Raw genomic sequence first — 19,711 nt, 5'->3', positions numbered from 1 at the left:
GCCGGGACGGCACCGCCGGAAGGCGCCGTTCCGGCTGATCGCCGTTGCGGCGGAGTGGGGGGACGCGACGCCCATATGATCCTGCTCCATGGGAGATGCCCGATTTGCCGTTGAGCAGCGTGACGGACGTGAGAGAGGGCGAGGGGCCGGGGTTTCCCAGCGGGCCGCCGCCTTTGCCGTCTGGTACTTGCGTGCCGTCGCCTTCGTCAACTTCCTCAGCGCGGTGTGGGTGTCGCTGGGACAGGACGTACGGCGGCACAACCAGGAGAACTACTTCACCCCGTACCTCCTGACCGCCGGCTTCGCCTCCGGCGTGTTCACCGCGTTCCTCGCGATCACCATGCGCCGCCGCAAGCGGGCCGCGTGGATCCTCAACCTGGTGCTGAGCGGGCTCTTCCTCGCGCTCCTCGCCTTCGCCATGGCGTTCCCGGAGATCCGCGGGTACGCCCAGAACTGGATCTCGCTCGCGCTGACCGCCGCCTTCGTGGGGGCGCTGCTCGCCGGCCGCCGGGAGTTCTACGCCAAGGGCGACCGGGCCAACCCCCGGCTCGCCGCCACCGTAGCGGTCGGCGGCGGTGTCGTCGCCTCGCTGCTCGCCGCGCTCCTCGTCACCGTCACCGACCAGGCGCCGCACGCCTCCCGTTCGACGTTCGCGGAGCGCTGGCACTACGGCACGCTGCGGCTGGTGTCGGTCGCCGCCGACCCCTCCCGGTTCCCGTACATCGCGCCGCCCAACTGGGTGAACGTCGTCATCAACGTGCTCAGCACGCTCCTCGTCCTCGCCGTCTTCTACGCCGCCTTCCGCTCCCGCCGGGCCGTCGACCCGATCACCGACGACGACGAGAAGCAGCTGCGCGTGCTGCTGGAGCGGCACGGCGAACGGGACTCCCTCGGGTACTTCGCGCTGCGGCGGGAGAAGAGCGTGGTGTGGTCGCCGACCCGGAAGGCGGCGGTGGCCTACCGGGTGGTCGGCGGGGTGAGCCTCGCCTCGGGGGACCCGATCGGGGATCCGGAGGCCTGGCCGGGGGCGATCGCGCCCTGGCTGGCCCAGGCGCGGGCGCACGGGTGGATCCCGGCGGTGATGGGGGCGAGCGAGGAGGCCGGGACCGTGTACGCGCGGCACGGGCTCGACGCGCTGGAGCTCGGGGACGAGGCGATCGTCGAGGTGGCCGAGTTCACGCTGGAGGGACGGGCCATGCGGACCGTCCGGCAGGCCCACAACCGGGTCGGGCGGGCCGGGTACTCGGTGCGCATCAGGCGGCACGAGGACATTCCGGCGGACGAGATGTCGTACCTGGTCCGGCGTGCCGACGACTGGCGGGACGGGGCCACCGAGCGCGGGTTCAGCATGGCGCTGGGGCGGCTCGGGGACTCCCGGGACGGGCAGTGCGTGATGCTGGAGTGCAGGGACGGCGGCGCCGGGGACGGCACGGGTGAGCTGCGGGCCCTGCTGTCGTTCGTGCCGTGGGGGCCCACCGGGCTGTCCCTCGATCTCATGCGGCGGGACCGGGACTCCGACAACGGCCTGGTGGAGTTCATGGTCATCGAACTGCTCCGGCGCGCCGGAGAGATCGGGATCACGCAGGTCTCGCTCAACTTCGCGATGTTCCGGTCGGTCTTCGAACGTGGCGCGCGTCTGGGCGCGGGACCGGTGCTGCGGCTGTGGAGGTCTCTGCTGAGTTTCTTCTCCCGGTGGTGGCAGATCGAGTCCCTGTACCGGGCGAACGCCAAGTACCGGCCCATCTGGGAGCCCCGGTTCCTGCTCTTCGAGAAGAGCGCGGACCTGCCGCGCATCGGCCTCGCGTCGGCGCGCGCGGAGGGGTTCCTGGAGGCCCCGGGACTGCCCGGGTGGGTGCGCCGCAGGCAGCTGGAGACGCAGAGGGACACGCACGGATGAGGACCGCCGCATGACACCGCTCGCCCGCTGGGCCCAGGCCGAGTGGGGGCTGCTGTACGCCACCGTGCGCGGACCGCTGGCGAAGCGGCGGCTGGCGGCGGTGCCGATGACGGTCGCGGCGGTCTGCCTGACCGCGCTGCTGCAGTTCACGCAGAACCAGCCGTGGGGGTACGGCCCCGTGCAGCACGCCGGGGCCGTGCGGGCCGCGGATCCCTGCTGGCTGGCCCTGCTGCGCACCCCCCTCTCCCTGTTCGTGCCGGCGCTCGACCTGCCGGTGTGGGGCGCGCTGGCGCAGGTCCTGGTCGTGTTCGGCATCGCCGAGGTGTGCCTGGGCTGGTGGCGGACCCTGACCATCGCGTACGCGGCGACCCTCGCCGGGACCCTGTACGCCCGGCTCGGCTGCGCACTGGGCCCGCACGGCCCGCTGGGGCTGTCGGCGACGGACGCGCGGGTGGTGGACACCGGCCCGTCGGCCGCCGTCGTGGGGCTCGCGGTCTTCGTGGCCTGGCGGTACGGCGCGTACCTCACCGCGGGCGCGGTGGCCGCGGCGATGGTGGTCGAGGTGGCGCTGAAGGAGAACCTGGCCGGCAAGGAGCACCTGGCGGCCATCGCGGGGGTGGCGGTCCTGTGGGCGGCGGTGCGGGCGGGGCGGCGGTTGCGGCCGCGGTACCGGCGGGGTCACTGGGGACCGGGCAGCCGTACCGGTTCGGGGCGGTCGGGTTTGCCGCCGATCCAGTCCTGAAGGGTGCGGCTGAGCCGGGACCAGCGGCGGTCGTGGTGGTAGGCGCGCAGGCCGGCCCTGGCCCGGGCGCGCGGCCGGTTGCCGTAGCAGCGGCGGGCCCAGGGGGAACCGGGGCGGGCCAGGCGGACCGCGCCGACGAGGGCGACCAGCGGGACGATCACACCGAAGATGGCGACCCGGGTCTTGCCCTTGCTCAGGGCGACGAGCGAGAAGGCGAAGTTCGCCACGACGTTCGCGATGACGGTTCCCCGGTCCTGCAGTTCGCCGGTGGAGATGTCGTTGACGCCGAACGGGGAGAACCCGGCGAGCAGCAGCCCGACCAGCGCGGCGGTGATGACCACGACCTCGACGCTCTTGCGGCCCTCCTCGGTCCAGTAGACGTCGTCGAGGTGGAGGATCAGGGCGAACTCGTCGAGGACCAGCCCGGCACCGATGCCGAAGACGATCGCGGCGGCGGCCGCGCCGAAGCCCTGCCGGCCACCGGCCACCGCCCCGAAACCGCCGATGACGGTGAGGACCACCCCGGGCACCACGTGGTGGATGTGCAGCCCACCCGCCTTCACGTTGCCGAACGGCCCTTTCCCGGCGCGGATGAGCCGGGTGATGACCCGGGTGACGACGAAGGTCAGGACGAAGGCGGTCAGGGCCAGCAGCAGCGGGAGCTTGCCGGGCTCGACGATGTTCCGTTCCAGCCAATGTCCCATGTGCGCACTTTATCCCCGCGAACCGGCCGCGACCGCGGGCCCCGAAGGACCGCCCGGAAGCCCACCAGGCGGAGCGGCTCAGAGCGGACCGGCTCAAAGACGAAACCGCCGCGCACAACCGTGGGCGGCCGGCCCCGGGCAGACGGGAAGCCGCCCGGTGCGGGCACAGGCGGCCGGGAAACCGCTGCGGATGCCTGGGCGGGCGGGGTGGGGGTTCTGACTAGCGGGTAACCTGCGCCGGTGGTCAAGACGCCCTGGCCGGACGGCCTTCGGTTCGCTTTCGGCACGCTCACCGTGTTTCCCGTGCGGGTCAGCCGCTGGGACCGGGAGGCGGCCCGCGGCGGCATGCTGCTCGCTCCGCTGGCGGGCCTCGCCGTGGGGGTCTGCGCGGGCGCGGTCGGCGCGCTGCTGGTGGCGGCGGGGACAGGTGCGCTGCTCGCCGCGGTGGCCGCGGTCGCGGTGCCGGCCGCGCTGACCCGGGGGCTGCACCTGGACGGCCTCGCCGACACCGCGGACGGGCTGGGCAGCGGCAAGCCCGCCGAGGAAGCGCTGCGGATCATGAAGCAGTCGGACATCGGACCGTTCGGGGTGATCACCCTCGTCCTCGTGCTGCTCGCTCAGGTGGCCGCCCTGGCGCAGGCGTTCGGCCACGGATGGGCACGCGGCGCGGTCACCGCGGTGGTGGCCGCGACGGTGGCCCGCCTGGCGCTGACCCTGGGCGCGGTGGCGGGGGTGCCGGCGGCCCGGCCGGAGGGGCTGGGCGCGGCGGTCGCGGGGGTGGTGCCGAAGGCGGCGGCGTCGGTGGTCACCGTCGTGGTGATGGTGGCGGCCGCGGGGGCCGGGGCACTGATCGGCGCGGGCGAGAGCCTGCGGGCACTGCTCGCGGTGGTGGCGGCGGAGGCGGCCACCGACGGGGCGCTGCGCCATTGCCGGCGGCGGTTCGGGGGGATCACGGGGGACGTGTTCGGGGCGCTCGCCGAAGTCGCCGCCACCGTCGCGCTGGTGGTGCTCTCCCTGGGCTGACGGACCGGGAGGTGACCCGGGCGCCACCCTCAGGTGAACACCCGCAGGAATGAGCGAACGCACACACCCGCGTAGTCTCGTCCCGGGTGTTCGCCGACAGGGTGAAGGCCCCGGTCGCAACGCACCCCGGGTCGGTTCCCGGGGTCGCCTCCCGGGCCCGGTCGACCCACACCACTCGGCCACTGCAACTCAACATCGGAAGCGAGATTTCACCACCGTGACTGCTCTCACTCTCAGCACCTCAGCGGCGCCCGGCCTCCGGGCCGACGCGATCGTGATCGGTGTCGCCAAGGGCGCCAAGGGACCGGTCGTAGCACCGGGCGCGGAGGCCGTGGACAAGGCCTACGACGGCAGGCTCGCCGCCGTCCTGGAGACCCTCGGTGCCTCGGGTGCCGAGGGCGAACTGACGAAGCTGCCCGCCCCGGCGGGCTTCAAGGCCCCGCTGGTCGTCGCGGTGGGGCTGGGGGCCGCCCCCGACGCGGACGGGGAGTACGACGCCGAGGCGCTGCGCAGAGCGGCCGGTGTCGCCGGCCGTGCGCTGGCCGGCGCGAAGAAGGCGGCCTTCGCGCTGCCGGTCCAGGACGCCGCGGCCGTCGGCGCGCTCGGGGAGGGCGTGCTGCTCGGCGCGTACTCCTTCGACACGTACAAGGACAACGGCAAGGACGCGAAGGCGCGCAACGGCAAGGCGCCGCTCGCCGAGGCCGTGCTGCTGGGCGGCAAGCCCCGCGACGCGGCCCACAAGGCGGCCGCCGCCCGCGCCGTCGCCGTCTGCGAGGAGCTCAACCGCGCCCGCGACCTCATCAACACCCCGCCGAACGACCTCACGCCGGCCATCTTCGCGGGCATCGCGCAGGACGCGGCCAAGGAGCACGGGCTCAAGATCCAGGTGCTCGACGACAAGGCGCTCACCAAGGGCGGCTACGGCGGCATCCTCGGCGTCGGCAGCGGCTCGGCGGCGACCCCGCGGCTGGTGAAGCTGTCGTACCGCCACCCGGCCGCGGACAAGCACCTCGCGTTCGTCGGCAAGGGCATCACCTACGACTCGGGCGGCATCTCGCTGAAGCCGGCCGGCCACAACGAGACGATGAAGTGCGACATGAGCGGGGCCGCGGCGGTCCTCGCCGCGGTCGTCGCCGCGGCGCGGCTCGGGCTCGAGGTCAACGTGACCGGGTGGCTGGCGCTGGCCGAGAACATGCCCTCGGGCTCCGCGGTGCGCCCCGGTGACGTGCTGCGCATGTACAGCGGCAAGACCGTCGAGGTGCTCAACACGGACGCGGAGGGACGGCTGGTGCTGGCCGACGCGCTGTGGGCGGCGTCGGCGGAGAAGCCGGACGCGATCGTGGACGTGGCGACGCTGACCGGCGCGATGATGCTGGCGCTGGGCAGCCGGACGTTCGGGATCATGGGCAACGACGACGCGTTCCGCACCGCGGTGCACGAGGCGGCGGAGGAGGTCGGCGAGCCGGCCTGGCCGATGCCGCTGCCCGAGCACCTGCGCAAGGGCATGGACTCGGCCACCGCCGACATCGCCAACATGGGGGAGCGGATGGGCGGCGGGCTGGTCGCCGGGCTGTTCCTGCGGGAGTTCGTGGGCGACGGCATCACCTGGGCGCACCTGGACATCGCCGGGCCCGCGTTCAACGAGGGGGGTCCCTTCGGGTACACGCCGAAGGGCGGGACGGGGTCCGCGGTGCGGACGCTGGTGCGGCTGGCGGAGCTGACGGCCGAGGGCGAGCTGGGCTGACGTCGGGATTTGGGGGCGGGGCCTCGCGTGCGGGTAGGGCGAGGTCCCGTCGCCGAACGGCTCGGGAGGTTCGGTCGTGCGGCGGCTGCGGCTGATTCGTGGCTCGTCGCGCAGTTCCGCCCCCAGCCTTCGGCCGGGGGTGCCCCCAGCGCCCCTTCGGGGCGCCGGCCCTCGCGGTGTTATCAGGTGAGCGTGTGGTGTCTCACACTCCAGCCCGGCGTCTCGTTCACCTCCGACAAGTGCGAAGATGGGGCACGGCAGGACAGGGCCCCACCCACAGGGCCGAAGAAGAGCGGCCGGACACCAGCCGCCGCGCGGTCACCGCTGACCGGCGTACGGCGCACATGCATGGAGGACGTGACGTGGCGAACGACGCCAGCACCGTTTTCGACCTAGTGATCCTCGGCGGTGGTAGTGGCGGTTACGCCGCGGCCCTGCGCGGGGCGCAGCTGGGCCTGGACGTCGCCCTGATCGAGAAGGACAAGGTCGGCGGTACCTGCCTGCACCGGGGTTGCATCCCCACCAAGGCCCTGCTGCACGCGGGCGAGATCGCCGACCAGGCCCGCGAGAGCGAGCAGTTCGGTGTCAAGGCCACCTTCGAGGGCATCGACATCGCGGGTGTCCACAAGTACAAGGACGGGGTCATCTCCGGCCTGTACAAGGGTCTGCAGGGTCTGATCGCGTCCCGCAAGGTGACGTACATCGAGGGCGAGGGCCGGCTGTCCTCCCCCACCTCCGTCGACGTGAACGGCCAGCGCGTCCAGGGCCGCCACGTGCTCCTCGCGACCGGCTCCGTGCCGAAGTCGCTGCCGGGCCTGGAGATCGACGGCAACCGCATCATCTCCTCCGACCACGCCCTCGTCCTGGACCGCGTGCCGAAGTCCGCGATCATCCTGGGCGGCGGTGTCATCGGCGTCGAGTTCGCCTCCGCCTGGAAGTCCTTCGGCGCGGACATCACGATCGTCGAGGGCCTCAAGCACCTGGCCCCCCTCGAGGACGAGAACTCCTCCAAGCTTCTTGAGCGCGCCTTCCGCAAGCGCGGCATCAAGTTCAACCTGGGCACCTTCTTCTCGAAGGCCGAGTACACCGCCGACGGTGTCAAGGTCACCCTCGCCGACGGCAAGGAGTTCGAGGCCGAGATCCTGCTGGTCGCGGTCGGCCGTGGTCCGGTCTCCGCCGGTCTCGGCTACGAGGAGCAGGGTGTCGCCATGGACCGCGGTTACGTCCTGGTCGACGAGTACATGCGGACCAACGTTCCGACCATCTCCGCCGTCGGTGACCTGGTCCCGACGCTCCAGCTCGCGCACGTCGGCTTCGCCGAGGGCATCCTGGTGGCGGAGCGGCTGGCCGGTCTCAAGACCGTCCCGATCGACTACGACGGCGTGCCGCGGGTGACGTACTGCCACCCCGAGGTCGCCTCCGTCGGCATCACCGAGGCCAAGGCCAAGGAGATCTACGGCGCGGACAAGGTCGTCGCCCTGAAGTACAACCTGGCGGGCAACGGAAAGAGCAAGATCCTCAACACCTCGGGCGAGATCAAGCTCGTCCAGGTGAAGGACGGTGCCGTGGTCGGCGTCCACATGGTCGGCGACCGCATGGGCGAGCAGGTCGGCGAGGCCCAGCTGATCTACAACTGGGAGGCGCTGCCCGCCGAGGTGGCCCAGCTCATCCACGCCCACCCGACGCAGAACGAGGCGCTCGGCGAGGCCCACCTGGCCCTGGCGGGCAAGCCGCTGCACTCGCACGACTGACCCTCGGTCGGCACAAGCGACGACTCAGACTTCCGCAATTCGTAAGGAGCAACCGAAACCATGGCGGTTTCCGTAACCCTTCCGGCGCTCGGCGAGAGCGTCACCGAGGGCACTGTCACCCGCTGGCTGAAGGCCGAGGGCGAGCGCGTCGAGGCCGACGAGCCGCTGCTCGAGGTGTCGACCGACAAGGTCGACACCGAGATCCCGGCCCCCGCCGCGGGCATCCTGGCCTCCATCAAGGTCGCCGAGGACGAGACCGTCGAGGTGGGCGCCGAGCTGGCGATCATCGACGACGGCACCGGCGCCCCGGCCCCCGCCGCCCCGGCCGCCGAGCCCGCCGCCGCCCCGGCTCCGGCCCCGGCCGAGCCCGCCCAGGCCGCCCCCTCCACCGAGCAGGCCGCCCCGGCTCCGGCCCCGACCGCCGAGGCCGCCACCGGTGCCTCCGGCGCGCAGGGCACCGACGTGGTCCTGCCGGCGCTCGGCGAGTCCGTCACCGAGGGCACCGTCACCCGCTGGCTGAAGGAGGTCGGCGAGGAGGTCGCGGAGGACGAGCCCCTGCTCGAGGTCTCCACCGACAAGGTCGACACCGAGATCCCGGCGCCGGTCGCCGGTGTCCTGCTGGAGATCGTGGTCGGCGAGGACGAGACCGCCGAGGTCGGCGCCAAGCTCGCCGTCATCGGCGCCCCGGGCGCCGCTCCGGCCGCCGCCCCGGCTCCGGCCGCCCCGGCCCCGGCGCCCGCCGCCGCTGCCCCGGCCGCGCCCGCCGCCCCGGCTCCGGCGCCCGCCGCCCCGGCCCCGGCCCCCGCGGCCCCCGCGCCCGCCCCGGCCCCGGCTGCTCCGGCGCCCGCCCCGGCCGCGGCCGCCCCGGCCGCCCCGGCTCCGGCTCCGGTCACCCCGGCCCCGGTCACCCCGGCCGCCGCGCCCACCGCGCCGACCGCCACCCAGGCGACCGACGAGGGCGCCTACGTCACCCCGCTGGTGCGCAAGCTCGCCGCCGAGAACGGTGTCGACCTGGCCGCCGTCAAGGGCACCGGCGTCGGCGGCCGGATCCGCAAGCAGGACGTCATCGCCGCCGCCGAGGCCGCGAAGGCCGCCGCCGCGGCCCCGGCCCCCGCCGCCGCCCCGGCCGCCGCCAAGAAGGCGCCGACGCTCGAGGCCTCCCCGCTGCGCGGACAGACCGTCAAGATGCCCCGCATCCGCAAGGTCATCGGCGACAACATGGTCAAGGCGCTGCACGAGCAGGCGCAGCTGTCCTCGGTCGTCGAGGTCGACGTCACCCGCCTGATGCGCCTGCGCGCCCAGGCCAAGGACTCCTTCGCCGCGCGCGAGGGCGTCAAGCTCTCCCCCATGCCGTTCTTCGTGAAGGCGGCGGCCCAGGCGCTGAAGGCCCACCCGGCCATCAACGCCCGGATCAACGTCGAAGAGGGCACGATCACCTACTTCGACACCGAGAACGTCGGTATCGCGGTGGACTCGGAGAAGGGCCTGATGACCCCGGTCATCAAGCACGCGGGCGACCTCAACATCGCCGGTATCGCCAAGGCCACGGCCGACCTGGCCGGCAAGGTCCGCGCGAACAAGATCACCCCGGACGAGCTGTCCGGCGCGACCTTCACCATCTCCAACACCGGCTCGCGCGGCGCGCTGTTCGACACGATCATCGTGCCGCCGAACCAGGTCGCGATCCTCGGCATCGGTGCGACGGTCAAGCGTCCGGCGGTCATCGAGACGGAGGAGGGCACGGTCATCGGCGTCCGCGACATGACGTACCTGACGCTGTCCTACGACCACCGCCTGGTGGACGGTGCCGACGCGGCCCGTTACCTGACGGCCGTCAAGGCGATCCTGGAGGCCGGCGAGTTCGAGGTCGAGCTCGGTCTGTAAGCCTGCACAGGTCATCCACGGTGCCCCGTCCGGAGTTCCTCCGGGCGGGGCACCGTCGTGTAAGTCTCGTCTCACCTGCGCGAAAGCGCCCCCGAGCGCCTCTCCCGGAAGGCTGTCCGGCCGTATTGTCTAAACGTCAAACGCCCTAAGGAGCTCCCATGACCGCGCCCGTCGTCCACTCGCTGCGCGAACAGATCCGCGAGCACATCGTGGAGGGAATCGTCAGCGGGCGCTGGAAGCCGGGCGAGCGGATCGTGGAGCGACGGATCGCGACCGAGCTGGAGGTCAGCCAGACGCCGGTGCGGGAGGCGCTGCGCGAGCTGGAGTCGCTGCGCCTCATCGAGTCCGCGCCGAACAAGGGCGTGCGGGTGCGGAACCTGACGGCGGCCGACCTGGAGGAGAGCTATCCGGTGCGGGCCGGTCTGGAGGCGATCGCGGCGGAGCTGGCGGCGGAGCGGCTGGCCGGGGACTGCTCGGCCCTCGAACCGCATGTCGCGGCGCTCTACGAGGCCGACCGGAACACCGACGGCACGGGACAGGTGCGCCACACGGTCGGCTTCCACCGCGAGCTGGTCCGGGCGGCCGGCAACTCGGTCCTGCTGCACACCTGGGAGGGCCTGGGCATCGAGGTCTTCACGGCCCTGTCGATCCGCTGGCTGGGGACGGTCCAGCAGTCGTACGCGGAGGAGCACGAGGAGCTGGTCGCCGCGTTCCAGCGCCGGGACCCGCGGATCGCGGAGATCGTGAAGGCCCACGTCCTGGGGTGCGCGCCGAGGCCCTGAGGCCGGCTCCCCCACCCCTCTCCCACACACGAGCGCACCCCCGCTCATACAGCTTCCCACCTGCGGAAACCCGCTCTCCGGGGCGTCACCGGGTGCCAGCGGGCGAGGCACCGCGTGCCGACTTTCTCGGAATCGAGAAGTTTTGCCCCTCAACCCTTTGATCGATCATCGATCAGGGAGTTAGAGTCGCCGACGGACCCGCACCCGGGTCCGTTGCCCTGTCCTGCCAAAGACCAAGGGCACCCGAACCCTTACCGATGAGGGAACCCCCTTCGACTGAGGAAGGCGGCGACATGACCGACCCCCAGGCCATCCAGCCGAGCGCGCTCGACCAGCTCCCCGACCGGGATCCGGAGGAGACCGCCGAATGGCAGGCCTCACTGGACGCCGTGGCCAGGGAGGCCGGGCCGCACCGCGCCGCGTACCTGATGCGCCGCACGCTGGAGCGCGCCGAGGCGGACGGCATCGCGCTGCCGAAGCTGCTGGAGACGGACTACGTCAACACCATCCCCACCGCCGCCGAGACGGCCGTCCCCGGTGACGAGGAGATGGAGCGGAAGATCACCGCGTGGAACCGCTGGAACGCGGCCGCGATGGTCACCCGGGGCAGCAAGCACGGCGTCGGCGGCCACATCGCCACCTTCGCCTCCGCGGCCTGGCTCTACGAGACCGGCTTCAACCACTTCTTCAAGGGCAAGGAGGGGGACGGCAGCGGTGACCAGCTCTACATCCAGGGCCACGCCTCCCCCGGCATCTACGCCCGCGCCTTCCTCGACGGCCGCCTGACCGAGGCGCACCTGGACAACTTCCGCCAGGAGGCCGGCGGCAACGGCCTCCCGTCGTACCCGCACCCTCGCCGCCTGCCCTGGCTGTGGGAGTTCCCGACCGTGAGCATGGGCCTCGGCCCGCTCTCGGCGATCTACCAGGCCCGCTTCAACCGCTACCTGACCGCCCGCGGCATCAAGGACGTCTCGGCGTCCCACGTCTGGGCGTTCCTCGGCGACGGCGAGATGGACGAGCCGGAGTCGACGGCGGCCCTCGCACTCGCCTCCCGCGAGGGCCTGGACAACCTCACCTTCGTCATCAACTGCAACCTGCAGCGCCTCGACGGCCCGGTGCGCGCCAACTTCAAGATCGTGCAGGAGCTGGAGGCCCAGTTCCGCGGCGCCGGCTGGAACGTCGTCAAGACGCTCTGGGGCACCGCCTGGGACGAGCTGTTCCAGCTCGACACCACCGGTGCGCTGGTACGACGGCTGCGCGAGGTACCGGACGCGCAGGTGCAGACGTACCAGACCCGCGACGCCGCCTACATCCGCGCCGACTTCTTCGGCAAGGACCCCGCGCTCGCCGAGATGGCGAAGCTGCTGAGCGACGACAAGATCCTGGAGTGCTTCCACCTCTCCCGCGGTGGTCACGAGGCGCGCAAGGTGTACGCCGCGTACAAGGCCGCCGTCGAGTTCAAGGGCGCGCCGACCGTGATCCTGGCCCAGACGGTCAAGGGCCACACCCTCGGCGAGGGCTTCGCGTCGAAGAACGCCAACCACCAGATGAAGAAGCTGACGGTGGACGAGTTCAAGACGATGCGGGAGCTGCTGGAGCTGCCGATCCCGGACAGCGCCTTCACCGACGGGGTCGTGCCCTACGGCCACCCGGGCGCCGACTCCCCCGAGGTCCGCTACCTCCAGGAGCGCCGCGCGGCCCTCGGCGGTCCCGCCCCGGCCCGCCGGACCCACGCCCTGGCGCCGCTGCCGGCCCCCGCGGACAAGGCCTTCGCCTCCTTCGACAAGGGCTCGGGGTCGCAGAACGTGGCGACCACGATGGCCTTCGTCCGGCTCGTCAAGGACCTGGTCCGGGACAAGGAGACCGGGAAGCGCTGGGTGCCGATCGTCCCCGACGAGGCCCGCACCTTCGGCATGGAGAGCCTCTTCCCGTCCCTCGGGATCTACTCCCCCAAGGGCCAGACGTACGAGCCGGTCGACCGTGACCAGCTGATGTACTACAAGGAGGCCAAGAACGGCCAGATCCTCAACGAGGGGATCACCGAGGCCGGTTCGATGGCCGACTTCATCGCCGCGTCCACCGCGTACGCGACGCACGGCGAGGCGATGATCCCGTTCTACATCTTCTACTCGATGTTCGGCTGGCAGCGCACGGCCGACCAGATGTGGCAGCTCGGCGACCAGCTCGGCCGCGGCTTCCTCGTCGGCGCGACCGCCGGCCGTACCACCCTGACGGGCGAGGGTCTCCAGCACGCCGACGGCCACTCCCCCGTGATCGCCGCGACCAACCCGGCCGCGCTCTCGTACGACCCGGCCTTCGCCTACGAGATCGCGACGATCGTCAAGGACGGTCTGCGCCGGATGTACGGCGAGGCGCTGCCCGGCGAGGACCCGAACGTCTTCTACTACCTGACCGTCTACAACGAGCCGCTCCCGCAGCCCGCGAAGCCGGCCGGGCCCGGGATCGACGAGGGCATCGTCAAGGGCCTGTACCGCTTCAACACGGCGGAGTCCGCCGGGCTGTCGCTGCCGGCGAACGCCCCTCGTCTCCAGCTGCTCGGTTCCGGTACGGCGATCCACTGGGCGCTGAAGGCGCAGCGGCTGCTGGCCGAGGAGTGGGGGGTGGCGGCCGACGTGTGGTCCGCGACGTCCTGGACGGAGCTGCGGCGCGACGCGATGGAGGCGGACGCGGCCCTGCTGCGCGGGGAGGAGCGCGTGCCGTACGTCCGCCGGGCCCTGCAGGGCGCCGACGGGCCGGTCCTCGCGGTCTCCGACTACATGCGTCAGGTCCCGGACCAGATCGCGCAGTGGGTCGAGCAGGACTGGTCCTCGCTCGGTGCCGACGGCTTCGGCCTCTCCGACACCCGCGACGCGGCCCGCCGTCACTTCGGCGTCGACGCGGAGTCGGTGGTCGTCGCGGCCCTGGCCCAGCTGGCGAAGCGCGGCGAGGTCAAGGCGACGGCGGTGAAGGAAGCCCGCGAGAAGTACGGGCTGTAGCCAACCCAGGCCCCAAAGCCGAGCGCCGTCGCAGCGAACCTTTCCGCCGCGACGGCGCTCACCCCTCTCCGCCGCTCACCTCTCTCCGGCCGCAACGGCGCTCCGCCACCACGGCGGCTGCCGGCGGTGCCGGGCCGGCCGTGGCGGTGGGTTCGGCACCGCCGGACCGGCTCGTCCCGGCTGAGCGCCACCGCGGCGGAACAGGACCGGACCCGGCGGAACAGGACCACCGGACGGCACTCACCCCTCTCCGCCGCTCACCCCTCTCCGCCGCAACGGCGCTCCGCCACCACGACGGCTGCCGGCGGTGCCGGGCCGGCGGACGCCGGTGAACACCTTTCCGTGGGGGAACGGGACCGGCGGACGTCGGTCAGTGCGTTGCCGCTGCGGCGGGATGTCGGAGGTCCCGGCATCATGTGACGCATGCGTGCCGCTCGGCTCATCAAGATGGTGCTTCTGCTGCAGGCTCGGGCCGGTATGACGGCCGGCGAGCTGGCCGCCGAGCTGGAGGTGTCCGAGCGGACCGTGATGCGGGACGCGCAGGCGCTGTCGGAGGCGGGCGTGCCGGTGTACGCGGACCGGGGACGGGCGGGCGGGTACCGGCTGGTCGGCGGCTACCGGACCCGGCTGACGGGGCTCGGCCGCAGCGAGGCCGAGGCGTTGTTCCTGAGCGGCGTGCCCGGCGCGCTGCGGGAGATGGGTCTGGAGGACGCCGCGAGTGCCGCCCGGCTGAAGGTGTCCGCCGCGCTGCTGCCCTCCCTGCGCGACACGTCCCGTACCGTCGCGCAGCGGTTCCACCTGGACGCGCCCAACTGGTTCGCCGAGCCGAAGACCCCGGAGCTGCTGCCCGTCGTCGCCGACGCGGTGTGGGACGACCGGCGGGTGGTGGCGCACTACCGGCGCGGGGAGTCGGAGGTGCGGCGCAGGCTGGAGCCGTACGGGCTGGTGCTGAAGGCGGGGGTCTGGTACCTGTGCGCGCGGGTCGCGGACACCGACTCCCACCGGGTCTACCGGATCGACCGGTTCACCTCGGTCGAGGCCGGCGAGGAGCGGTTCGAGCGGGACGAGGAGTTCGACCTGCCGGGGTTCTGGGAGCAGCGGGCCGAGCAGTTCGCCCGGTCGATCCTGCGCGCCGAGGTGGTGGTGCGGCTGTCGGCCGTCGGCCTGCGGAGGCTGCCGTACGCCGTCGACCCGGCCACCGCCCGGCAGGCGGTCGCGGGTGCCGGCGCCCCCGACGCCCGGGGGTGGGTGACGGTGACGCTTCCGGTGGAGAGCGAGGATGTCGCGCACGGCCAGCTGACCGCGCTGGGACCGGAGGTGGAGGTGCTCGCGCCACAGCGGCTGCGGGCACGGTTCGCGGCGGACGCGGCCCGGCTGGCGGAGCTCTACGCGCGCCCGGGCGACGCCGGATAACAATCCGCACCACTCCGCGTGCGCCCCCGGCGCCCAGGCACGATGCTGGACGCGTGATGGACGAGACGGAGTTCTGGGAGCTGATCGACGCGACCCGCGAGGCCGCCGAGGGCGACCCGGAGGACCAGGCGGACCTGCTCGTGGAACGGCTGCTCCAGCTGGAACCCGACCTGGTGCTGGACTTCGCCCGTCACTTCGAGGCGCGCTACAACCGCGCCTACAGCTGGGACCTGTGGGGAGCGGCCTGGGTGCTGCTCGACGGGGCCAGCGACGACGCGTTCGACTTCTTCCGGTGCTGGCTGATCGCCCAGGGCCGGGAGGTCTTCGAGGGCGCCCTGCACGACCCGGACGCCCTCGCGGAGTTGCTGGACGACTTCGACGAGGAGGTCGACGGCGACGGCGAGGAGCTGGGGTACGCGGCGGACGAGGCGTACGAGCAGCTCACCGGGACGGTGGCGCCGGACCTGGGCATCGCCCCCGCGCCCTCCGAACCGGAGGGCACGCCGGTCGACCTGGAGAACGAGCGGGCGCTCGCCGAGCGGTTCCCGCGGCTGTGGGACCGCTTCAAGGAGTGAGCGTCAGGCCGCGGCACGGCGCCGGGTCACGTCGGCCGGGATGTACGCCTGGGTCTGGTCCGCCCTGACCGCGTGGTGCAGGGGTGCCGCGTTGGCCTGGTCGAGGGCGGACGCGGTGACGGCGGCCGGGCCGAGGACGACCGTGGCGACCGCGCAGACCACGGCCCAGGGCCCCCGGGACGCCCTGACCCACCCGGTCTTCTCCGGCTGCTCCGCGTGTTCGGCACGGGCTTCGGTACGACTGCTGTTCATGATCCCCGCCTCCGGTCGGCTGCTGATGTCCACGACGGTAGGACGCGCGGATCTGAGCAGCCTGCGTGCCGCCTATGGCGTCCCTGTGGACGCTCCGGCGGGGGTCGGCAGGGGCGGCCGCGACCGCGTCACCGAGGGCGTCGGCGTCGCACCGGGCGTACGCGTCGGCGTCGCACCGGGCGTCCGCGTCGGCGCCCCCGTGGCCGCCGGGATTCTGCCCTGGAGCCGGGCCGCGGCCGTCCTGATCTCGGGGAGGCGGGCGGTGAGGGCGGCGCCGGGGCAGCTGGTGCGGTAGCCGTCCTGGTGGCCGGCCACGACGGGCAGCGTGACGGCCGTGCCCTTCTCGTAGCGGCTGAGTCCGTTGCTGGAGACCAGGCGGGTCGCGCCACGCGGGTCGACGTCGGCCAGGCCCAGTTTCCAGGCGGCGAGCGCGGCGATCGCGTCGGTCATGGCGCGCGGCACGGGCACCCCGGCGGTGAAGGTGCCGAGCGCCGCGATGCCGGCGGTGCGGTGGTTGAAGCCCTGGGTGTGGGCGCCGGTGACGGCCCGGTCGACGCCGCCGGCGCGGCCCTCGTAGATGGTGCCGCAGCGGTCGACGAGGAAGTTGTAGCCGATGTCGTCCCAGTCGCGGTCGCCGGTCTGGCCGGTGTAGAGGCGCCGGATGATCTCGGGTGCCTGGGCGCAGGAGTAGCCGTTGGGCGAGTCGGTGTGGTGCACGAAGACGGCGACGACCCGGTCGTCGTAGCGCGGCGGTGGCTGGGTGCGTCGGACGGTGGCGTCCAGCCAGACCTCGCGCGGCACGATGCGGGGTCTGGGCGCCCGGTGGTGAGTGGCGGGGCCGGCGGGCTCGGGTGCGGCCAGGCGCATCGGGACGGGGTGGTCGGCGCCCTGAGGGCACAGCGCCAGCGCGAGGGCGGCGGCGAGGCCCGGCAGGCAGCCGAGCAGCGTCAGGGCGGTGGCTCTGGTGCGCCGCCCTGCTCGGGGGAAGACACGCATGGCCCCCACTCTCGGCGCGGCCGGAGCCGCCCGCGATGTGTGCTGTGCCACCTGGTGGAACCATCGTCCCGGTCCGGGGCGTTTCAGGGGGTACACGCACGCGTGGCCGGTTGTCGCGGTTCCCGCGTGCGTGAACTGATCACTGGACCTGTCCCGAGCGTATTCAAGGGCACCGAGAGAAAGGCGGCTCCGTGGACCTGCTCGACCTGGTGCTCGTACTGGTGGTCCTCGTGTACGCGGCGGCCGGCTACCGGCGCGGGCTGGTGGCCGGCTGTGTGTCGCTGGCCGGGTTCGTGGGCGGCGCGGTGGTCGGCGTGTGGGTGCTGCCCTGGGTGATGGAACTGGTCGCCCGCGGGACGGCCACGGCGACGGTGGTCGCGGTGCTCACGGTGCTGGTGCCCGCGGTGGTGGGGCACGAGCTGGCGGGACGGCTGGCGCTGCGGCTGCGCCGGGAGCTGGACCAGGGTCCGCTGCGGGTGGCGGACGGGCTGGGCGGGGCGGTCGCCAACTCGGTGGCGGTGCTGATCGTGGCGTGGGTGGCGGCGAGCGTCCTGGGCGCGTCCTCGTCGCCCGCGGTGACGACGGCGATCCGGGACTCCCGGGTGCTCGGCGCGGTGCAGCACACCATGCCGGACACCACGCCGGCCTGGTTCTCGCGGGCCACCTCGGCGCTCACCGAGGCGGGTTTCCCGCAGGTCTTCAACCCGTTCGAGAACGAGTCGACGGCCCAGGTCGCCAAGCCCTCCGGCGACAACGTGACGGTGGCGGCCACGGAGGCGGCGAAGCGCAGCACGGTCAAGATCGAGGGGTCCTCCGGCACCCAGGGCCGCGAGGGCAGCGGCTTCGTGTTCGCGCCGGAACACGTGATGACCAACGCGCACGTGGTGGCCGGCATCGACAACCCGAGCGTGCGGATCGGCGGGGTCGGGGCGTCGTACGACGCGCAGGTCGTGCTCTTCGACCCGGACCGGGACGTGGCGGTGCTGTACGTGCCGCAGCTGCGGGCGCCGGTCCTGAGGTTCGACACCTCGGCGTCGCGCGGGAGGTCGGCGGTGGTGGCCGGCTATCCGCAGGACGGCGACCTGAACCTCCAGGCGGCCACGGTGGCGAACAAGGTGCAGGCCACCGGGCAGAACATCTACAACGACGCCACGGTGACCCGGGAGATCTACTCGATCCGCTCCACGGTCCGCCCCGGCAACTCCGGCGGCCCGCTGCTGACCACCGGCGGCAGGGTGTACGGCGTGGTGTTCGCCCGTTCCACGTCGGACGGCGAGACGGGGTACGTGCTGACGGCCGACGAGGTGGCCGCGGACGCCGCGCGCGGGGCGCGGGCCACCTCGGCGGTGGACACCGGCGAGCTGATCACGCCCTGACCGTCACAGCGGCCGGCCCATGATCACGTCGTCGACGTACTCGCCGTCCAGGAGGAACTCCCCCGGCAGCACGCCCTCGACGGCGAAACCCTCGGAGGCGTAGAGCCGGCGCGCGGGGGTGTTGTGCCCGAGGACGCCGAGCCTGATCCGGCGGGCACCGCGGCGGCGGGCCTCGTCCATGGCGGCCCGCAGCAGCGCCCGGGCGACGCCCCGTCCGCGGGCGTCCTCGGCGACCGCGAGGCCCTGGATCTGCCGGACGTGCGCGTTGGCGGCGAGCCGGTAGGCGCGGCCGAGCCGGATGTAGCCGACGATCCGCCGGTCGAGTTCGGCGACCAGGGTGTCCTCGGGGGCGTGCCGCTCACCGAAGAAGGGCTCGTACGGCGGCTGGGGCCGGGGCAGTACGGCGTGCCGGTACGACCAGGTGGCGCGGTCGAGGGCGGAGAGCTCCTCGTCGTCGTCGGGCAGGGCGGTGCGTATGTACGGCTCTGGCATGCGGTCACCCTAAGTCGGCCGGTACCGGTGCCCCCACGCGTTTTCCGGTCCCCGTGCAGGCATGCTTGGGTGCCATGGAACGCTCTCGTATCGCGGTGGCCGGTGCGTCCGGTCTCATCGGCAGTGCCCTGGTGCGGTCCCTGCGGGCGGACGGGCACGAGGTGGTCCGGCTCGTGCGGCGGGCCGCGCACGGCCCCGACGAGGTCTGCTGGGACCCGGGCGGGCAGTACGTGGACACGGCCGGGCTGGCCGGCTGCGCCGCGGTGGTGAACCTCGCCGGGGCCGGGATCGGCGACCGGCGCTGGACGGCCGCCTACAAGCGGGAGATCCGGGACAGCCGGGTGCTCGGCACGGCGGCGCTCGCGCGGGCGGTGGCGGAGCTGGCGGAGCCGCCGCGGGTGTTCGTCAGCGGCAGCGCGGTGGGCATCTACGGCGACACCGGCGACCGGGCCGTGACCGAGAACGCTCCGCCCGGGGACGGTTTCCTGCCGTCGCTGTGCGTGGAGTGGGAGGCGGCGGCGGATCCGGCGCGGCAGGCGGGGGTGCGGACCGTGTTCACCCGTACCGGCCTCGTGGTGGCCCGGGGCGGCGGGGCGTGGGGGCGGCTGTTCCCGCTGTTCAAGGCGGGCCTGGGTGGCCGGCTGGGCGACGGGCGCCAATACTGGTCGTACATCGCGTTGCACGACGAGGTGGCCGCGATCCGCTTCCTGATGGAGACCGAGGGTCTTTCCGGCCCGTTCAACCTCACCGCGCCCCACCCCCTGACGAACCGTGAGATCACCGCGGCGATGGCCCGGGTGCTGAACCGCCCGGCCCTCTTCCCGGTGCCCGCGGCGGCCCTGCGGGCCGCCCTCGGTGAGCTGGCCGGCGACGTGCTCGGAAGCCAACGGGTGGTGCCGGAGCGGCTGCTGGAGTCAGGGTTCACGTTCGCGTTCCCCGGCATCGAGGACGCGATCCGCGCGGCGTGACGGCCCCTGTGACCGCATGCGACCGCCGTGCGACCGTGCCCTGTTCATGCGCGACTGCCCTTGACCGGTCAGCGCCCTAACCTCGACCCGAACTCGGGTATCCCCGGAGCGGGTTG

General features: G+C 73.1%; 16 protein-coding genes. 12 read left to right on the top strand and 4 right to left on the bottom strand.

Going from position 1 to position 19,711, the window contains the following annotated elements:
* The first annotated feature begins 88 nt into the window (after nt 1-88).
* Both AB0G52_RS12770 and AB0G52_RS12765 read left to right on the top strand, forming a co-directional pair.
* Nucleotides 89-1,897, top strand: a complete 1,809-nt coding sequence (locus tag AB0G52_RS12770; RefSeq protein ID WP_361336280.1) for a phosphatidylglycerol lysyltransferase domain-containing protein — start codon at nt 89-91, stop codon at nt 1,895-1,897.
* A 10-nt stretch (nt 1,898-1,907) separates the two neighbouring features.
* Nucleotides 1,908-2,639, top strand: a complete 732-nt coding sequence (locus AB0G52_RS12765) for a hypothetical protein (RefSeq protein WP_361336278.1) — start codon at nt 1,908-1,910, stop codon at nt 2,637-2,639.
* Here AB0G52_RS12765 and AB0G52_RS12760 read toward each other — a convergent pair.
* Nucleotides 2,576-3,343 carry a hypothetical protein gene (locus AB0G52_RS12760; protein WP_132886350.1) on the bottom strand — a complete coding sequence of 256 codons (768 nt, stop codon included), beginning with the start codon at nt 3,341-3,343 and terminating at the stop codon, nt 2,576-2,578. The genes AB0G52_RS12765 and AB0G52_RS12760 overlap by 64 nt on opposite strands.
* A gap of 240 nt (nt 3,344-3,583) precedes the next feature.
* Here AB0G52_RS12760 and AB0G52_RS12755 point away from each other — a divergent pair, with 240 nt between their 5' ends.
* The 8 genes from AB0G52_RS12755 (at nt 3,584) to AB0G52_RS12720 (ending at nt 15,511) form a co-directional block, all read left to right on the top strand.
* Entirely contained in the window at nt 3,584-4,366 is a 783-nt protein-coding gene (locus tag AB0G52_RS12755) for an adenosylcobinamide-GDP ribazoletransferase (RefSeq protein WP_361336276.1), read from the top strand.
* Nucleotides 4,367-4,583: 217 nt separating this feature from the next.
* Nucleotides 4,584-6,110, top strand: coding sequence for a leucyl aminopeptidase (locus AB0G52_RS12750; protein ID WP_132886352.1), 1,527 nt, complete (start codon nt 4,584-4,586; stop codon nt 6,108-6,110).
* A gap of 362 nt (nt 6,111-6,472) precedes the next feature.
* Nucleotides 6,473-7,861 carry a dihydrolipoyl dehydrogenase gene (lpdA, locus tag AB0G52_RS12745; protein ID WP_361336274.1) on the top strand — a complete coding sequence of 463 codons (1,389 nt, stop codon included), beginning with the start codon at nt 6,473-6,475 and terminating at the stop codon, nt 7,859-7,861.
* A 60-nt stretch (nt 7,862-7,921) separates the two neighbouring features.
* Entirely contained in the window at nt 7,922-9,745 is a 1,824-nt protein-coding gene (gene sucB, locus AB0G52_RS12740; protein ID WP_132886354.1) for a 2-oxoglutarate dehydrogenase, E2 component, dihydrolipoamide succinyltransferase, read from the top strand.
* A gap of 158 nt (nt 9,746-9,903) precedes the next feature.
* Entirely contained in the window at nt 9,904-10,527 is a 624-nt protein-coding gene (locus AB0G52_RS12735; RefSeq protein ID WP_132886355.1) for a GntR family transcriptional regulator, read from the top strand.
* A 293-nt stretch (nt 10,528-10,820) separates the two neighbouring features.
* Nucleotides 10,821-13,523, top strand: coding sequence for a pyruvate dehydrogenase (acetyl-transferring), homodimeric type (gene aceE / locus AB0G52_RS12730; RefSeq protein WP_132886356.1), 2,703 nt, complete (start codon nt 10,821-10,823; stop codon nt 13,521-13,523).
* Between the two features lie 423 nt (nt 13,524-13,946).
* Nucleotides 13,947-14,936 (top strand): WYL domain-containing protein, encoded by a 990-nt coding sequence (locus AB0G52_RS12725; protein ID WP_132886357.1) that lies wholly within the window; start codon nt 13,947-13,949, stop codon nt 14,934-14,936.
* Nucleotides 14,937-14,992: 56 nt separating this feature from the next.
* Nucleotides 14,993-15,511: a DUF4240 domain-containing protein gene (locus tag AB0G52_RS12720; protein WP_361336532.1), complete on the top strand. Its 519-nt coding sequence runs from the start codon at nt 14,993-14,995 to the stop codon at nt 15,509-15,511.
* A 3-nt stretch (nt 15,512-15,514) separates the two neighbouring features.
* Here AB0G52_RS12720 and AB0G52_RS12715 read toward each other — a convergent pair whose 3' ends face one another.
* Together AB0G52_RS12715 and AB0G52_RS12710 are read right to left on the bottom strand one after the other, a co-directional pair.
* Nucleotides 15,515-15,763 (bottom strand): hypothetical protein, encoded by a 249-nt coding sequence (locus AB0G52_RS12715; RefSeq protein WP_132886358.1) that lies wholly within the window; start codon nt 15,761-15,763, stop codon nt 15,515-15,517.
* A gap of 72 nt (nt 15,764-15,835) precedes the next feature.
* Entirely contained in the window at nt 15,836-16,759 is a 924-nt protein-coding gene (locus AB0G52_RS12710) for a peptidoglycan recognition protein (protein WP_132886359.1), read from the bottom strand.
* A gap of 191 nt (nt 16,760-16,950) precedes the next feature.
* On the opposite strand from AB0G52_RS12710, the gene AB0G52_RS12705 reads away from it, so the two are divergent.
* Nucleotides 16,951-18,135 carry a MarP family serine protease gene (locus tag AB0G52_RS12705; protein WP_132886360.1) on the top strand — a complete coding sequence of 395 codons (1,185 nt, stop codon included), beginning with the start codon at nt 16,951-16,953 and terminating at the stop codon, nt 18,133-18,135.
* Between the two features lie 3 nt (nt 18,136-18,138).
* On the opposite strand, the gene AB0G52_RS12700 is transcribed toward AB0G52_RS12705, so the two are convergent.
* Nucleotides 18,139-18,627, bottom strand: a complete 489-nt coding sequence (locus AB0G52_RS12700) for a GNAT family N-acetyltransferase (RefSeq protein ID WP_361336270.1) — start codon at nt 18,625-18,627, stop codon at nt 18,139-18,141.
* Nucleotides 18,628-18,701: 74 nt separating this feature from the next.
* On the opposite strand from AB0G52_RS12700, the gene AB0G52_RS12695 reads away from it, so the two are divergent.
* Nucleotides 18,702-19,595, top strand: coding sequence for a TIGR01777 family oxidoreductase (locus AB0G52_RS12695; protein ID WP_361336268.1), 894 nt, complete (start codon nt 18,702-18,704; stop codon nt 19,593-19,595).
* The last annotated feature ends 116 nt before the right edge of the window (nt 19,596-19,711 follow it).

The organism is Streptomyces sp. NPDC021562 (genome assembly GCF_040640875.1).
Lineage (GTDB): Bacteria > Actinomycetota > Actinomycetes > Streptomycetales > Streptomycetaceae > Streptomyces.
The sequence above is the reverse complement of the archived record's forward strand: the minus strand, read 5'-3'. Positions and strand labels throughout refer to the sequence as shown.

What these genes read in the sequence shown, in the direction of transcription:
- AB0G52_RS12725 (WP_132886357.1), top strand. Translation starts at nt 13,947, where the DNA reads ATGCGTGCCGCTCGGCTCATCAAGATGGTGCTTCTGCTGCAGGCTCGG.
- aceE (WP_132886356.1), top strand. Translation starts at nt 10,821, where the DNA reads ATGACCGACCCCCAGGCCATCCAGCCGAGCGCGCTCGACCAGCTCCCC.
- AB0G52_RS12770 (WP_361336280.1), top strand. Translation starts at nt 89, where the DNA reads ATGGGAGATGCCCGATTTGCCGTTGAGCAGCGTGACGGACGTGAGAGA.
- AB0G52_RS12695 (WP_361336268.1), top strand. Translation starts at nt 18,702, where the DNA reads ATGGAACGCTCTCGTATCGCGGTGGCCGGTGCGTCCGGTCTCATCGGC.
- AB0G52_RS12710 (WP_132886359.1), bottom strand. Translation starts at nt 16,759, where the DNA reads ATGCGTGTCTTCCCCCGAGCAGGGCGGCGCACCAGAGCCACCGCCCTG.
- AB0G52_RS12715 (WP_132886358.1), bottom strand. Translation starts at nt 15,763, where the DNA reads ATGAACAGCAGTCGTACCGAAGCCCGTGCCGAACACGCGGAGCAGCCG.
- AB0G52_RS12765 (WP_361336278.1), top strand. Translation starts at nt 1,908, where the DNA reads ATGACACCGCTCGCCCGCTGGGCCCAGGCCGAGTGGGGGCTGCTGTAC.
- AB0G52_RS12760 (WP_132886350.1), bottom strand. Translation starts at nt 3,343, where the DNA reads ATGGGACATTGGCTGGAACGGAACATCGTCGAGCCCGGCAAGCTCCCG.
- AB0G52_RS12735 (WP_132886355.1), top strand. Translation starts at nt 9,904, where the DNA reads ATGACCGCGCCCGTCGTCCACTCGCTGCGCGAACAGATCCGCGAGCAC.
- AB0G52_RS12720 (WP_361336532.1), top strand. Translation starts at nt 14,993, where the DNA reads ATGGACGAGACGGAGTTCTGGGAGCTGATCGACGCGACCCGCGAGGCC.
- sucB (WP_132886354.1), top strand. Translation starts at nt 7,922, where the DNA reads ATGGCGGTTTCCGTAACCCTTCCGGCGCTCGGCGAGAGCGTCACCGAG.
- AB0G52_RS12700 (WP_361336270.1), bottom strand. Translation starts at nt 18,627, where the DNA reads ATGCCAGAGCCGTACATACGCACCGCCCTGCCCGACGACGACGAGGAG.